We start from the raw sequence: 17,910 nt of genomic DNA on the forward strand, positions 1-17,910 counted from the left end.
ATCTCTATATTCTTCCTTTAATATTGTCTTCAAGCAAATATCCTTTTTAAATTCTAGGCTCAAATAAAATGGCTTCAACTAAATTCATTTTTTCACTTTTATCTTCTAAAAATGAATTGTCTTTATAATGCGTTAGGATAAATAAAACTAATAGATATTTCTGCATTTTTCTGAAAGTATTTACCATCTAAAGCTTAAATAATTAAGATAATAGACGAGAAAGCAGCTCTGTTAAAAGCTATGTTTTTCACGTAATAAATTGATAATTGTTTTTGGATATGTGTGTTCTAATTTAATTTTTCAAGAACAATTCTTTTTAGCTTTTAATTACTAAACTTTTTAATACTATTTAATGAAATAGAAGAAACAGGCATGCGATTTATCTTATGAAGTAATTTACATAAAATTGTAGTACTAATTCTACAGGATGGAGCGTAACAGGATGGAGCATAACGGGTAGTGCAGGACACTCCATTAATTTTTAAGAAATATTTTAGGACTCTAATAAACAAATTTAACTTGAAATTTATGAAACTAAAAACTAAACTAAATGAGACACCTAATTTCAGAGGAATTAGGTTGTTTACCATTTTCTTGTTTTCATGTGTAGCAATGTCATTTGCTCAAACTGTCAAAGGAACAGTTGTTGCAGATGGTCAACCGCTACCTGGAGCCACGGTAGTGGTAAAAGGAACGACAACAGGAACAAGTACAGATTTCGATGGTAATTATACCATTAATGCGAGTCCAGAAAGTACACTTGTATTTTCTTATGTGGGCTATTCTACAAAAGAAGTAGTAGTAGGAAGCCAAACTACTATTGATGTAGTTCTAGAACAAGACAACGCACTAGATGAAGTAGTTGTTATTGGTTATGGTACCCAACGAAAGTCAGATTTAACAGGATCTGTATCTTCTGTAAGTTCAGAGGATATAGCAGCAGTTCCAGTTGCTAGGGTAGACCAAGCCTTACAAGGTAGAGCTTCAGGTGTACAGGTAACTCAGGTTAACGGTGCTCCAGGTGCGGGTACTGTTATTAGAGTACGTGGTGGTAACTCGATAACAGGTAGTAATGAACCACTTTGGGTTATTGATGGTATTGTAGTTGGAACAAACTTTAACTTAAATAACATTAATAGTAATGATATCAAATCTATTGAGATTTTAAAAGATGCATCGTCTATTGCTATATATGGTTCTAGGGGTGCGAATGGTGTTGTTTTAGTAACTACAAAAAATGGTGCTGGAGCAGGAACTGGAAAACCACAGATTAGTGTGAATCTTTACACTAGTTCACAAATGCTACCAGAATTACCAGATAGGTTAAGCCAAAGAGAGCAAATAGAATTTAACAACGAAAGTGCACGTTTTAGATCGGCTGCAGAACCATTTCCAAATGATCCATCAACATATCCTGATAACGATTGGGTAGATTTAGTATTAGGAACTGCTCCAATTTATAACGCAGATGTTTCTGTTTCTGGCGCATCTGATAATGTTAATTATTATACATCGTTAAATTATTTCAATCAAGAAGGTATTGTAAAGAGTTCTGGTATTGAAAAATATATTTTCAGAACAAATTTAGATCTTAAAATAAGTGATAAAGTAAAAACAGGATTTAGATTAAATTATTCAAGACTAGAACAAGATAATGCACTTGCGAGTTTTGGACAGGCTGCTTTTGGTATTGTTCGTACTCAACCAGCTTTTAATGACGATGGGTCTTTCAATGGTTTCAATGAAATAGTTGGGTCGCCATTCAATAATCCTTTAGCTGCTATAGCCTTAAATACAAATGAAACCTTCACTAATAACTTGTTAGCAACGGTTTATGTAGAGTATAGTCCAGCACCAAAGTGGACTATCCGTTCAACATTTAGTCCAGAATTTAACAACACGAAGCGAAACAGATTTAGTTCTAGTCAACTACCTGGTTTACTGGCAATAGGAGATACTGGACAAGGAAGTGCTAGCGTTCGCACCGTAAATAGTAATGGTTGGAACAATGAAAATACGATACAATACCAATCAGATCTTGGTGAAGATCATAGCATAACTGCTCTTGCGGGTGCGTCTTTTCAGAAAGTATCAACAGAAATAGCAGAGGCTGAAGCTTTTGGTATTACCAGTGATGCTACAGGGTTTAATAATTTAGGTAATTCAGATCCTACAAGATCAGTAGTAAGTAGTGACTTTACAGGGTTTCAAATCGCATCATTTTTTGGAAGATTAAATTACTCTTATAAAGATAAATACCTTTTAACTTTAGTTGGGAGAACAGATGGTAGTTCTCGTTTTGCAGAAGGTAATAAATATGCGTTTTTCCCTTCAATAGCAGGTGCTTGGAAAATATCTGAAGAAGATTTTATGCAAGATCAAGATATATTTCAAGACTTAAAATTAAGAGCAAGTTGGGGTAAATCAGGAAATCAAGCCATTGATCCATACAGTACATTTGGACTATTAACAGGAGCTAATACAACACTAAACGGCGTGGAAGTACCAGGTTTAACTTTAGGTAGACCGTCAAACCCAAATTTACAATGGGAAACTACAAGTTCATTTGATATTGCGTTAGAAGCTTCTTTATTTGGAGGTAGAATATTTACAGAATTTAACTATTACTATAAAGAAACACAAGACTTGTTATTGGATGTTACAATCCCAAGACAGACTGGTTTTAATAGCCAATTACAAAATATTGGAGCTTTAAAAAATACAGGGTGGGAGCTTTTAGTGAATTCAACAAACGTGAGTACATCTAACTTTAATTGGAATTCTACCGTAACATTATCAGCTAATAAGAATGAAATTTTAGACCTAGGAGGTGTAGATTTTATTGATATTGTCGCAGATCCTATTTTAGGTTCAGGTAATACGCGTTTAATTGTGGGAGAATCTGTTCCTGCTTTTACTGGAGTTAGATACCTAGGGACATGGAAAAGTCAAGCAGAGATTGATGCATCAGGTAGAACAGACCCTCAGGTTGTAGGAGGTTCACATTTTGAAGACTTTAATGGAGATGGTATTGCATCAACTGAAGATGCCGTAGTGTTAGGTAGTCCGTTTCCAGATTTAATCTTTGGAATTGAAAACAATTTTTCATACAAGAATTGGGATTTTTCTTTCTACTTTCAAGGAACTCAAGGAAACGAAGTATATAATTTGAACATGAGAAATAATTATTTCAATAGAGGTGAGACTGTGAAGTTTGGAGATTTACGTAACCGTTGGACGGAAGATAACCCAACGTCTAATATTCCTAGAGCAGGAGCGGATTCTGTAACTAATACGCTACCTAACTCTGAATATGTTGAAGATGGATCTCATATTCGTTTGAAAACTGTACGATTAGCTTATAATTTTGATGTTGATAAAATGGGACTAAAAGGTATTAAAAATGCAACCGTTTATTTTTCAGGAACTAATTTGTTATTATTTTCTAAAACGAGACTGATAGATCCAGAAGCAAGTAATTTTGGTCGTGATAATATTTTACAAGGATATATTAGTGCCCAATATCCTAACCCAAGAGTTATAACACTTGGTTTAAATGTAACTTTTTAAAAAAAATAATATGAAAACAAAAAATTTAATTTTATACGTCTTTATAGCTTTTGCATGCTTTAGTTGTGAAAGTTTCTTAGAAGAAGACCCAAAAGCGCTCATTTCGCCTGAAACCTTTTTCGCTTCAGAGAATGACGCAAGACAAGCAGTTCAAGGTATGTACGCCATTTTAAAGAACAATTCGTTATATGGGCAGGTAGGTCTAGATCATTTTTATGATAACGGTTGTGATATTATTGAGCCCAATCGTGCTGCAAATTTTGTTCAGCCAATAGGAAATTACACATTGAATGAAGCAATTGCTGATATATCTGTTCAAAAAATGAGTGTTTCAGATACTTGGAAAGACCTTTATAGAACAATACTAAATGCTAATGTAATTATAGAACGAGTAACAGATAATGAAGCAGTAGGTAGTGCAGATGTACGAACCGACATCATTGCTGATGCCAGATTTATTAGAGGTTTATGTTATTGGCACGTAACCAATCTTTGGGGAGATGCGCCTTATTACACTGAGGTACTTACGCTTGAAGAAATTAGCTCATTAGGAAGAACTGATGAGGCTACTATAATTGCTGGAGTTTTAGAGGATTTACAGTTTGCTCAAGACAATTTGCAAGACGTTTACACGGGAGATCAAAGCGGTAGAGCTTCAAGATGGGCTGCAGCAATAGTTATAGCTAAAATTTACATGAAGCAACAACAATGGCAACAAGGTTTGGATAAGTGTTTGGAAATCATAAACCAATCGCCTCATAGATTATTGGATACATATAATGAAGTATTCGATCAATTTAATGAGTATAATGATGAAATTATTTGGTCATTAGATTTTGCTAGAGATATTAATAGTCAATTTGACCCAGCATTCCCAGGTAGATCATTCGCAGGTAATAATAACTGGCGTCCAAGTATGTTCAATCCTCGTTTAAGAGATGAGCCAGCAAATACAGATGAAAGAAGTGCATTAGGAGATGCTTTAGCAGCGAGGGGAGAAGCTTTTAATGGTACTGGATTACAGGTGGCTTCTAAAGATTTTGCTGAGAAGTTCCCAATGAACGATTTAAGAAGAGAGCTAAACATAGTTGATAACTATTTAGGTTTTGACTTAAATTTCCCTTACATGGCAAAATTCTGGAATTTGGAGTTGGATAGATCTCCTCGTTTTAATCACTCTGATAATAGAATGGTGTTCCGTTTAGCAGACGTTCATTTAATGGCTGCAGAATGTGAGAACGAACGCCCAGGTGGAAATCCAAATGCAGCTTTTGAGTATATTAGACAGATAAGAGAGCGTGCTTTTGCAACTCAAGGAGAAGCTGAGGCTATTTTAGGTCTAAGTCAGCAAGCTTTTAGAGAAGCTATTTATGATGAGCGTAAGTGGGAGTTAGCTGCTGAAATGCATAGACGATATGATTTGATACGATGGGGTATTTTACTAGATGTTGTTCAGGATCTTGAATTTAGATTTTGGACTCCTGCAGACAATATAAGACCATATCATGTTTTATTACCAATTCCTTTACAAGAGTTGGAAAATAACCCAGCATTATTGGAATCAGATCCAACAAATAATGGTTATAGAAATTAGTAAGCAATAAGTTTTATTAATTGTTTAGTTTGAAAAGGCTAGAGAAATTTTTCTCTAGTCTTTTTTTATACAAGACAGTTCAGGATAGGTAAAGGGTAAATATCTTTTAGATTAGTGGCCAAATACAAATTAAATCGAATGAAGAATTCTGTTATTGCACTAGTTTTAATTAGTTTCTTATTTAAAAGTTGTCAATCCGAGACATCAACTTTAAAAGGAAAAGATAAAGATCAAGAAATAAATAAAAAAGTAGAAGCGCTATTAAGTCAAATGACCTTAGACGAAAAAATAGCAGAATTAACACAAGATGCACCTGCCAATGAAAGATTAGGTATTCCATTTATGAAATATGGAGAAGCATTACATGGTTTATGGCTTGTTCTTGACTATTATGGCAATACAACTGTTTACCCACAAGCGGTGGCCTGTGCCTCAACTTGGGAACCAGAACTTATTAAAAAAATGGCGTCCCAAACAGCACTAGAAGCCCGGGCTTTGAATGTTACACATTGTTACTCTCCTAATTTAGATGTTTACGCAGGAGATGCCCGCTATGGTCGTGTTGAAGAATCCTATGGAGAGGATCCTTATTTGGTTTCGCGAATGGGTGTGGCATTTATTCAAGGTTTACAAGGAACGGGTGATGAGCAATTTGATGAAAATCATGTGATTGCAACGGCCAAACATTTTGTTGGATACCCTGAAAATCGCCGTGGTATAAATGGTGGATTTAGCGATATGTCCGAACGTCGTTTGCGCGAGGTTTACCTTCCACCCTTCGAAGCTGCAGTAAAAGAAGCAGGGGTAGGTTGTGCTATGCCGGGACATCAAGATTTTAACGGGGTTCCATGTCACATGAATACTTGGTTGTTAAAGGATATCCTGCGAGATGAGCTAGGATTTGATGGTTTTATTGTTTCTGACAACAACGATGTGGGGAGATTAGAAACTATGCATTTTATTCCTGAAACCAGAACCGAAGCGGCTATTTTAGGTTTAAAAGCAGGTGTTGATATGGACTTGGTAATAGGGAAGAATATTGATCTAGCAACCTATCATACTAATATTTTGAAGGATACAGTAATGCAGGATCCTGCATTGATGAAATATATAGACAAAGCCACATCACGTGTTTTAACCGCTAAATATAAATTAGGATTATTTGATTCAGAACCAAAAGAAATTGATGAAGAAACTGTAGAAGCTGGCACTGATGAGCATCGTGAGTTTGCATTAGAAATTGCTGAAAAATCTGTTATCATGCTAAAAAATGATAATAAACTCTTACCTCTTGATGTATCAAAAATAAAATCCTTAGCTGTCATTGGCCCTAATGCACACGAAGAAAAACCTAAAAAAGGAACATATAAGTTGTTGGGGGGATATTCAGGATTACCACCATACTATGTTTCTGTCTTAGATGGTTTAAAGAAAAAAGTAGGTAATAATGTAAAAATAAATTACGCTAAAGGTTGCGATATAGATAATTTTTCAAAAGACGGATTTCCCGAGGCTATAGCTGCAGCAAAAAAATCGGATGCTGTTGTTTTAGTTGTGGGTAGCTCTCATAAAACATGTGGTGAAGGTGGAGACCGTTCTAATCTTGATTTGTATGGCGTCCAAAAAGAACTAGTGGAGCTAATTTATAAAACAGGAAAACCTGTTATTGTTGTTCTAATTAACGGTCGTCCATTGAGTATAAACTATATAGCCGAAAATATACCATCTGTACTAGAAACTTGGTATGGAGGCATGAGAGCAGGAGATGCTGTTGCAAACGTGATTTTTGGTGATATTAACCCAGGAGGTAAATTAACTATGTCTTTTCCACGCTCTGTTGGGCAAGTTCCTGTAACTTATCTGGAGCGTCCTGACTTTATTGGATCTGGAAAAGGAAAGTATCGTTTTACTGATAAATCGCCCTTATTTCCATTTGGATACGGTTTAAGTTATACAACTTTTAAATATGGTGCCCCAAAGCTTGAAAAAGAAGCAATTCCAGTAGATAGTTCTACAACTATTTCAGTGAACGTTACTAATACTGGAGATAGAGAGGGCGATGAGGTTGTGCAAATGTATGTTAGGGACGATTATGCATCTGTTGGTCGCTATCTAAAAATGTTAAAAGGATTTGAGCGTATCACTTTAAAGCCGGGAGAAACTAAAAAAGTTACATTTAAAATAGGTTTTAACGAATTAAATTTATTAAACAGTGATATGCAAAAAGTTGTAGAGCCTGGAACTTTTACCATATCAGTAGGGGCTTCTTCCCTAGAAGAAGATTTACAAAAAGTAACATTAACAGTAAAAAGGTAAGAAAATAAATTTTATTTTTTTAATATACAGGTTAGTACAGGACAGTCTACTTACTCAATTTTTATAATTTGTACAATAATTAGTCAATAATTGGCTAACTAAAACTAAATATTAACGATTAAAACTAAAATTTATGAAGAAAATTACTTTAAAAATTAGTGCATTTTTATTATTTGCTATGTTAGCGCTTCAAGTACACGCTCAACCATGTCCTGAACTATGGAATGAGGCAGGTTCTTATAAGATTGCAGTATGTACTGATGGTGCTGATGCGTCAACCGAGCTTTATATGACCGTTAATGGCACAACTGGTGACTTAGAATGGGCAGCGTTGTTACCGGGAGATGATCCAACACAAGTTTGGACAGTAAAAGATCATAGAGAGCCAGCTTCTAGTGGGTATGTCGAAATTTGGGCAACGGTTCCTGGTGTTGGAGATTTTACCATTGCTGTAGATCCATCAACTTTAGATGGATCTGGATCAGATACTGAAATCAAGCTTACTCTTGTGCCTGGTCAGCCTGTAGGAGATAACACTGATCCGAACTATGGTTGGGACCAGTTTCAAAGAAGAAAATCGACAGGTTGGACCGGTTCTGGAAACAATGCATTGTTTGCTAAACCTTCAAATTCACCTGGACAACAAGGAAACTTAAGATATAGAGACGCTCCATCTGCAGCAGGTGACCCAGTACTGTTTCAAAGTGGGGGGGCAATTAGCGCACTTCGATTCATTCTCGTATCTCCATTGAGCAACGAAGAATTTGATACAAGCTCAATCTTTATATCTAATCCAGTTAACAACGAAATCAATATTAAAGGGCTTACTTCAAATGTTAAAGAAGTAATTGTGTACTCACTACTTGGACAAAAAGTATTGACTAAAGAAGTAAATACTCAATCATCTCTTAGTTTAGATGCGAGTGCTTTAACAAGCGGTATGTATCTTGTAGAAATGAAAGGAGATAAAGGTTCATTTACTAAAAAGATTGTAAAGCAATAATATACAATACTTTTTTTAAATATTTTTTATTTAAAACATCCTATCTTTAATAAAGATAGGATGTTTTTTTATCACTATTTACAAATGATTTTTCTAAACTAGAAACTAAAAAGTTATCATATTATGAAAAGATTAGCTTTTAAAATGACATTAAATAAAGGTCAAAAAGAAGCCTATAAGAAGCGCCATGACGAATTATGGCCAGAGCTAAAGCAATTATTAAAAGATAATGGAGTAAGCGAATATTCCATTTTTTTAGATGAAGAAACCAGTACTTTATTTGCGTTTCAAAAAGTGAATGGTGAAGGAGGATCTCAAGACTTGGCTGATAATCCAATTGTGAAGAAATGGTGGGATTTTATGGCAGATATTATGAAGGTTAATCCAGATAACTCACCGGTTTCAACCCCATTAGAGGAAATATTTTTTCTAGAATAATTACTTGTAAAAAGACAATTCTTAAAACGTCGTCAGCATACTACAGGATGCTTTTTTACTGAAATTATATAAATTTGTATATAGAAACACCTCTAAATAAGGTACTAAAAAGAAAAGCTATGAAAAAAAAATACTCTCGAAAAAGGAGTTTATATAACTATGTATTAATAGTTTTAGTGTTAACGTTTTCAGTTACTTTAAACGCTCAAGTTGTTTTAGAAACCGAAGTCAAGATTACAGATTTAGGTTTACATTTTAATGGTAGTAAGGTTGCAAATGGTACTTCAAATACTGGAGATGATGCAGCTTATGATTTTTTCTTTGGACGTAATATATCGGCACACGGTGATGCCATAAAAACCTATGGTAATTATGTTTTTATGACTTGGTATCGTGGAGGTAAAGCAGACCGTCATGTTATGCTTACCCGTTACAATACAGTAACCGGTACAATGGCAACTATAGAGTTTCCTCATAGGCATACAGGTTATCTAAATCAATACTGGATAGGAGAATCTCATAATACCATAGCTGTCGGTATAAGTCCTTTAGACGGAACAATTCATTTGTTGTACGATATGCATGCTTACAGTGCTTCAAGACCATCTAATGGAAGTCTAGCTAATGATTATTTTAGATATTCATATTCAGTTAAAGATGCAGCTTCGTTACCAGATGCTGATTTTACTTTGGATAAGTTTGTTCCAAATGGAACAGGAGGATATAAACATTTAAGAATGCCGGGAACTGCTGCTCAATCAGAATTCGTATCATTAACCTACCCAAGATTCTTCCAAAATGATGGTGGAGAGATTTTTATGCTTATGCGTGAAGGTGGAAATAACAATGGTATGTATAAGTTTGTAAAATATGATGCCAATACAGGTGAGTGGGGTAACTTCATAGATTTTAATAGATTAAATGCAAGAAGTCAACCAGGGATTGATTATAATTGGGGACTTTACGGTGATATGAAATACGTAAACGGTAAGTTTCGTATTGGTTTTCAACGTAGGTCTCAAAATAATGATGATAAATATCTTTACCAAAACGGAGTATATTATGCCTATTCAGATGATCAAACGGCTGCCACGGGTTGGAAGAATTATAAAGGAGAATCTTTTAGTCTTCCATTATGGGATGCTGATTTTATAAAAGTCATGGAACCTGGAGATTACGTGGAGACAACAAATCCAAATAGAGTACATATTGTTGGTGGATTTGATTGGACGGTAACCGCCAATGGTGATGTACACATTAAGAGTCAGGTACGAGATTTAGATAGTAACGTAACTAAAAGCTTACACACCTACAAACCGGCAGGTGCTACAGAGTTTATAACTACAGAAAAATCTATAGCAGGTTCGTTTTACACATCAGGGGCTAATGTTTATGTAGTAGGCTTAAATAACGGTCGAGTTGTTGTAGACAAAGCTGAAGGTGGAACTGATAATTTTGAGAGGGTTTATGAGGCTACCAGTGGTAGACAGTATGATCACGGCGTTGTTCATATAGAAAATGGAAAAGCTTACTATTATTTGATGGAAGATAGTTCTGGTAATGCGCAGCCATTATATCTACAAGTCATAGATTTAGATATAGATCCAGTTGATCCTACGCTGCCAAATAATTTTACCATCCAAACCATTAGTGAGACATGTGTAGGTAAAAATAATGGTAAACTGGTTATTAATGCAGGGGCAGTTCATGATTATGCTACAACTATTAATGGTGTTGATTACAACTTTACTAAAGATGCCACGATTGAAGGTTTGAGTCCAGGAACCTACGATTTTTGTATTGAAGTAGTAGGAGAAAATTATAATCATTGCTATGAAGTAGTAATTGATGGAGGAATTAATTTATCTGGTAAGATGCAAGTTGTTAAACAATCTTTAGAGGTATCTGTTGATGAGGGGGCTCCTCCTTACACGGTTTACAAAAATGGTACTCAAATTATGGAAACATATCAGTCCAAATTCTATGTGCAAGTAAACCATGGAGATAACCTAGTTGTAAAAAGTAAAGATGCGTGTCAAGGAGAAATGGTAAAAAATGTAAATCTTCTTGAGGATATTAAGGCTTATCCAAACCCTTCTGATGGTGTATTTGAGATTTTTATGCCAAATAATTTAGATGCAGTAGATGTAGAAATATATAATATCCATTCTCAGTTAATCGATGTGAAGAAATATCAGGCAAACTCTAGGAAAATGATATTGAATATAGAAGATAAACCTAACGGTATTTATTTTGTAAAAATAAATGTAGAAAAGCCAGTATTTATTAAGTTAATAAAAAATTAAAATGAAAAAGTCATATATATATTTAGTAGCTCTCGCAAGTATTATCTTGTCATGCAGTAGTGGTGGGGATGATAGTACACCAGAACCAGATCCAGTAAACACAGCACCTACTGTTCCTGTTCAGGTTTATCCATTAAGCAATACGTTGTGTATTGATAATAACGTAATTTTTGAATGGAATGCTTCTACAGATAACGAAGGAAATACGATAACTTATAGAGTTGAAGTATCTGAACAAAGTGACTTCTCTTCGTTAGCATATGATGTTTCAAGTTCGTCAACGTCTAGAATTATTAGCTTAGAGAAAGGAAAATCGTATTATTGGCGGTTAAAATCCAGAGATAGTAAGGGAGAGGAAAGTGCCTATTCTTCTGTTAGTCAATTTTTGGTTGAAGGTGATGGTGTTTCTAACCATTTACCATTTGCACCTAGCCTTGTTGAACCTGCATTAAACTCTGAAATAGACGCTACTAGTACAACACTAAGTTGGACAGCTAGTGATGTGGATAACGATAGTTTAACTTACGATGTATATTTAGATACAGATAGCAATCCAACAACAAAAGTTTCAGAAAATCAATCAGAAACAACATATAATGCTACTAGTTTAACAGCAGCTTCAACTTACTATTTTAAAATAGTTGTAAAAGATGGAAATGGAGGAACTACTATAGGTCAAATTTGGAGTTTTACTACCAGATAATTATTATATATCAAAAGAAACTTGTTATGTTGAAAGTAATAAATCAAGCTAATAATAGATAATTATTTTTTAATTGATTCTTATTTAGAATCCACAACATAATAGATATAAAAATAAAAAAACCAGAAAGTTTAACTTTCTGGTTTTTTGTTAGCATGTTTTTAACATAACTAAAAGCCTGAATGCATGATAAAAGGATGAAATAAGAATAAGGTTTTAATCAAGTTCCAGGCATGGAGTACTGCTGTTACTAATATCTTTTCCAGAAAATGCCACAGAAATTTCTTGTTCTATTGAAGTAAGTTAAAAAAACTTATAAAATCGAGATACAGCAGGATACTTTTGTTTGAAAAATTGAAGTAATTGCATAATTACAAATTAACCAAACTATCTTAAATAAATTACTACTACATGATACAAAAATCTATTCTTTTTAATTTTTGCGTTGTTGTTTTTCTAGTTACAATTCTATCTTGTGCTCAAGAAATAGTAGAAAAACCACAGGAACTTACACTTTCCGAAGGCTTTAAAAATCCAACAGGATTTTATAATGCAAAACCAACGTTTTCATGGAAACTACCTGTTTCAGAACAAATTAAATCGCAATCTGCTTATCAAATAGTTGTAGCATCATCAAAAGAACTATTACCAGATAATGCTGATTTATGGGATTCTAAAAAGCAAAAAAGTACGCAATCTACTTTTGTAAAGTATCAAGGAAAAGCATTAAAATCAAGACAAAAAGTATATTGGCAAGTAAGGTATTGGAACCAAGATGAAAAGGCTTCAGATTGGAGCGAAACCAATTATTTTGAGTTGGGACTATTAAATAATTCCGATTGGCAAGCCCAATGGACAGGATTAGATACTGCAAAAGATAGCATTAAAGGCGTTCGTAAATTTTTAATGCACAGGCCACAATATTTAAGAAAAGGTTTTGAGTTAGCTTCTGATGTTGTTTCAGCAAGACTATATATTACAGCAAAAGGTGTTTTTGATGTGCATTTAAATGGAAAAGATGTTAGTGATGATGTTATGACTCCGGGTTGGACACCATATAATCATCGTATAGAAACATTGACTTATGATGTTACTGAACTTTTACAAGCAGGTAAAAACGCTTTAGCGGTTGAGTTAGCTTCAGGATGGCATTCAGGAAGAATTAGTAGAGGTAGAGCGTTATATGAAAATTTTGCATCACCAAAAATTCTATGTCAGTTAGAAGTTGTGCTGAAAGATGGATCAAAACAAACCATTGTTTCTGATGAATCTTGGAGAGGAACAACCAACGGACCAATACGTTTAGCAAGTGTTTACGATGGCGAAGTATATGATGCAAATTTTGAAATACCAAATTGGAACACTGCTGCTTTTGACGACTCTAACTGGAAATCGGTTGAAGTTGAGGCAATTGCTAAGGATGTTAAACTAGCTCAAAAAAGACATCATATCGTAAAAAATCAAATCGTTTTAAACGATGTAGAAATTGTTTCGGTTAAAGAAAATACATCGGTTTTTAATATGAAACAAAATATGGTAGGTGTGCCAAGAGTAAAAGTACCCATGAAAAAAGGAGATACTTTAAAAATACGTTTTTCTGAAATGTTGCTGAAAGACAATACCTTTTATACTAAAAACTACCGTTCTGCAAAGTCAACAGATTATTACGTAGCAGCTAAAGATGGTGTTGTAGAATATGTTCCAAAATTTACGTTTCACGGATTTCAATTTTTAGAATTAAGTGGTTACGATAAAAATGCGAAACCAGAAGCTTCTTGGGTGCAAGGTATAGTACAACATTCCAATTTTGAGAAAAACGGAACGTTTACATCATCTCACGATAAGTTAAATCAATTACAAAGTAATATTACTTGGGGGTTACGAGATAACTTTTTTGATGTGCCTACAGACTGTCCGCAACGTGACGAACGCTTGGGTTGGACAGGAGATGCACAAGTAATTGCACCAACAGCATTGTTCAATTATAGTACTCACGCTTTTTGGACGGCTTGGTTGCAAAGTTTAAGAGAAAATCAGTCTGAACACAAAAATGGTTTAGTGCCTTTTATAGTGCCCGATGTACTGCAAAACAAAAACGGTGGTTCTGGTTGGGGCGATGCCTGCGTTATTGTTCCTTGGGATATTTATAACATCACAGGAGATGTTACTGTACTCGAAGATAGTTATGAATCTGCAAAAAAATGGGTTGGATACTACCAATCTAAAGTTAGAAAAAAACCTTATATCCCGATAATGCATTCTTTTGGAGATTGGTTGCAGCCATATCCTTCTAAAAGTTTAAAAAAGGGAAATAGAGGAGATACACCAAAAGAGTTGATTAACACCGCTTATTTTGCGCATTCCGCACATTTAATATCTAAAATTGCTGGTGTTTTAGGTAAAACAGACGATGAAAAAAAATATGCAGCTTTATACAAAGCTGTTGCCAACGCTTTTGAAAATGAATTTTTTGATGAAAACGGAAAGTTTAAACAAGAAAGACAAACGCAAACAAGTTATTTACTAGGTATATATTTAGAATTATTTCAACCAGAAACCAAACTAAAAGCACAAAATCACTTGCTTGAAGAAATTAAGAATGCCGATTATCATTTAGGAACAGGATTTTTAGGAACACCTATTCTACCAAAGGTTTTAGATGATATGGGAGAAATCGATTTGATGTATAAAATTTTGTTTAAAGAAACCTATCCATCTTGGTTTTATTCTATAAACCAAGGGGCAACCACTATGTGGGAACGTTGGAACAGCTTTAGTAAAGAAGGTGGTTACAATTCACAAAGTATGAATAGTCTAAATCATTATGCATACGGAGCTATTGGGCAATGGATGTACGAGCGTATCGCAGGTTTAGCATCGTTAGCACCAGGATATCAGAAAATTAGAATTGCACCTTTACCAAATACCGAGTTTTTAACGTCAGCTTCAGCAAGTGTAAAAACACCTTATGGAAAAGCGTCATCATCTTGGAAAATTGAGAATGATTCTTTTAAACTTGATGTTGTTATTCCACCTGGCACATCTGCAGAAGTGCATATTCCTTATGGAAATAAAGATAATTTATTAGAAAATGGAAGTATTTTTACAGAGAATTCAAATTTAAAATTAATGAGTTCTGATGATAATTCAGTAATAATTTTAGCAGAACCAGGAACTTATAACTTTCAAACTAAACTTTAAATCATGTTAAAAAAAATGAACTTAAAATATTTTGGATGTGCTTTGTTTGCTTGTGTGTTTTTGAGCTTTACGGCATGTAAAGAACAGGTAACTATAGCAGAAGCTCAAAAATTAACCATTTCAGAAGGGTTTGAAAATCCGTTAGGGTTTTATGATAAAACACCTAGTTTTTCATGGCAATTGCCAGTTTTAGAAGGCGTTTTAAGTCAATCAGCATATCAAATAGTAGTGGCTAGTACCCCAGATTTATTACCTGATAATGCAGATTTATGGGATTCTGGAAAGCAAATGACTGACCAATCTGTTTGGGTAAAATACGAGGGTAAACCTCTAGAGTCTCGCCAAAAAGTATACTGGCAGGTAAAATATTGGAATCAAGATGAAGACGTCTCTCAATGGAGTACTGTAAATCATTTTGAATTGGGCTTGTTAAGCAATAGCGATTGGAAGGCAAAGTGGATTGGCTTAGATACCAAAAAAGAAAAGCTTTTAGGAAGTCAAGAAAATATCATTCACAGACCACAATACTTAAGAAAAGGTTTCGAATTGTCTAATGATGTAGCATCAGCAAGATTATATATTACAGCAAAAGGAGTATTTGATGTGTCTATAAATGGAGAAGATGTTAGTGATGATGTAATGCCTCCCGGATATACGCCTTATAAAGAACGTATTGAAACAATTACCTACGATGTTACCGATTTAATAGAATCTGGACAAAATACCATAGGTGTTGAGCTTGCTGCAGGATGGCATTCAGGACGTTTAGGTTGGAAAAAAGAGTTGTGGGTTGATACAGAAACGCCTAAAATGATATTTCAATTAGAATTAACGATGAAAGATGGTTCTACAGAAATGATTTTATCTGATGATACTTGGAAAGGTACAACAAACGGACCAACTAGAATATCAGAGATTTACGATGGAGAAACCTATGATGCCAATTTAGAAATGCCAAATTGGACTACAAATAATTTTGATGATAAAACATGGGAGTCTATAAATACGTTTCCTGTAACGAATGACATCCGTTTAGAGCCAAAAAGACATACCACTGTTAAAACTAAAATTGAATTAGCAACACAAGAAGTTGTAGAAAAAGGTGGCGTAGCTGTTTTTGATTTTCAACAAAATATGGTAGGTGTGCCGTTACTTAAAGTACCTATGAAAAAAGGGCAAACGCTAAAAATTCGATTTGCTGAAAAGTTATCTCCAGATGGTACGTTTTATATCGAAAATTATAGAAGTGCGCAGTCAACAAATTACTATACAGCTTCAAAAGATGGTGTTATAGAATGGATGCCAAAATTTACATTTCACGGATTTCAGTATGTAGAATTAAGTGGATATGACACTTCAAAAACTCCATCAAAAGATTGGGTAACAGGATTAGTGCAATATTCAGATTTTGAAGAAAACGGAACATTTACATCATCTCACGAAAAGTTAAATCAGTTGCAAAGTAACATTGTTTGGGGGTTAAGAGGTAACTTTTTTGATATCCCAACCGATTGTCCGCAACGTGATGAACGTATGGGATGGACAGCAGATGCACAGGTATTTGCACCAGCATCTATGTTTAATGCCGATGTATATAAATTTTGGGCAAGTTGGATGCAAAGTGTTGGCGAGTCGCAATATGATAATGGAGCTGTGCCATGGGTAGTGCCAGATGTGTTATTTAATAATAAAGTAAGTGCAGGTTGGGGAGATGCATGTACCATTATTCCTTGGAAGATTTACTTAAGAATAGGTGATAAAAAAATCTTAGAAGAGAATTTTGAAACCATGAAAGGTTGGGTAAAATACCATGAAAGTGTTACTAAAAATTACATTTCTAAGATGGGCTTTTTTGCAGACTGGTTGCAACCGCTTCCTGAAAATGGAGATAATAGAGGAGATACCTCTAAAAGCTTAATAGGAACTGCATTTTTTGCACATTCTGCAAACTTAACAGCAAAAACAGCGAAAGCTTTAGGTAAAACCGAAGCGTTTGAAAAATACAACGCGATTTACAAAACTGTTGCAAATGCTTTTGAGAATAAGTTTTTTGAAAACGGAAAAGTAAAAGGTGTTGCAGAAACACAAACCTCTTATTTATTGGCTTTAGCTTTTGGTTTACTTTCTGAAGAGCATAAAGCAAATGCTAAACAACATCTATTAGAAAAAATAGCAGAAGCTGATAATCATTTACGAACTGGGTTTTTAGGAACCCCATTATTATCAGAAGTTTTAGACAGTACAGGAGAAATAGATTTGATGTATAAAATTCTATTTAATGAAACGTATCCGTCTTGGTTTTATTCTATAAATCAAGGAGCAACCACTATCTGGGAACGTTGGAATAGTTATAGCAAAAAAGATGGTTTCAATCCGCAAAACATGAATAGCTTAAACCATTACGCTTATGGTGCCATTGGCGAATGGATGTATGAGCGTATTGCAGGAATAGCGCCTTTAGAGGCGGGTTATAAAACCATTAGAATAGCGCCTGTACCAAAAGAACCATTAACATCTGCGGCAGCTAGTTTAAATACGCCTTACGGAAAAGTAGTTTCTTCTTGGGAAATAAAAGGAAGTAAATTTGAATTACATGTAGTAGTTCCTCCAAATACAACGGCAAAAGTTACTATTCCTGCTAATACAGCAAAAGATTTGGTGTTAAATGGAGAAGCATTTAAAGGAGATAATAGAGCAGAGCTACTTAATAGTTCAGCATCTGGTTTTGAATTGTTAGTTCAACCTGGAGATTATAAATTCACGTCTCAACTTTAATTTG

9 protein-coding genes are annotated in these 17,910 nt (G+C 34.5%); all 9 read left to right on the forward strand.

From position 1 onward, the window contains the following. Positions 1–528 precede the first annotated feature (528 nt). The 9 genes from EYD46_RS01495 to EYD46_RS01535 all read left to right on the forward strand — a co-directional run bounded on the left by EYD46_RS01495 (position 529) and on the right by EYD46_RS01535 (position 17,906). Positions 529–3,570 carry a SusC/RagA family TonB-linked outer membrane protein gene (locus EYD46_RS01495; RefSeq protein ID WP_130935283.1) on the forward strand — a complete coding sequence of 1,014 codons (3,042 nt, stop codon included), beginning with the start codon at positions 529–531 and terminating at the stop codon, positions 3,568–3,570. Between the two features lie 10 nt (positions 3,571–3,580). Continuing rightward, positions 3,581–5,164, forward strand: a complete 1,584-nt coding sequence (locus EYD46_RS01500; protein WP_130935284.1) for a RagB/SusD family nutrient uptake outer membrane protein — start codon at positions 3,581–3,583, stop codon at positions 5,162–5,164. Between the two features lie 138 nt (positions 5,165–5,302). Further along, positions 5,303–7,480: a beta-xylosidase gene (locus EYD46_RS01505; protein ID WP_130935285.1), complete on the forward strand. Its 2,178-nt coding sequence runs from the start codon at positions 5,303–5,305 to the stop codon at positions 7,478–7,480. A gap of 133 nt (positions 7,481–7,613) precedes the next feature. Further along, positions 7,614–8,483: a T9SS type A sorting domain-containing protein gene (locus EYD46_RS01510; RefSeq protein ID WP_130935286.1), complete on the forward strand. Its 870-nt coding sequence runs from the start codon at positions 7,614–7,616 to the stop codon at positions 8,481–8,483. 123 nt (positions 8,484–8,606) lie between these two features. Further along, positions 8,607–8,921, forward strand: a complete 315-nt coding sequence (gene rhaM / locus EYD46_RS01515) for an L-rhamnose mutarotase (RefSeq protein ID WP_130935287.1) — start codon at positions 8,607–8,609, stop codon at positions 8,919–8,921. 119 nt (positions 8,922–9,040) lie between these two features. Further along, positions 9,041–11,227, forward strand: coding sequence for a BNR-4 repeat-containing protein (locus EYD46_RS01520; protein WP_130935288.1), 2,187 nt, complete (start codon positions 9,041–9,043; stop codon positions 11,225–11,227). Between the two features lies 1 nt (position 11,228). Further along, positions 11,229–11,930: a fibronectin type III domain-containing protein gene (locus EYD46_RS01525; RefSeq protein ID WP_130935289.1), complete on the forward strand. Its 702-nt coding sequence runs from the start codon at positions 11,229–11,231 to the stop codon at positions 11,928–11,930. 411 nt (positions 11,931–12,341) lie between these two features. Continuing rightward, on the forward strand, positions 12,342–15,131 hold the full coding sequence (locus EYD46_RS01530; protein WP_130935290.1) for a glycoside hydrolase family 78 protein: 2,790 nt from the start codon (positions 12,342–12,344) through the stop codon (positions 15,129–15,131). Between the two features lie 15 nt (positions 15,132–15,146). Then, positions 15,147–17,906, forward strand: a complete 2,760-nt coding sequence (locus EYD46_RS01535; RefSeq protein ID WP_130935655.1) for a family 78 glycoside hydrolase catalytic domain — start codon at positions 15,147–15,149, stop codon at positions 17,904–17,906. Positions 17,907–17,910 lie beyond the last annotated feature (4 nt).

It is taken from the genome of Hyunsoonleella pacifica, assembly GCF_004310335.1.
GTDB classification, from domain to species: domain Bacteria; phylum Bacteroidota; class Bacteroidia; order Flavobacteriales; family Flavobacteriaceae; genus Jejuia; species Jejuia pacifica.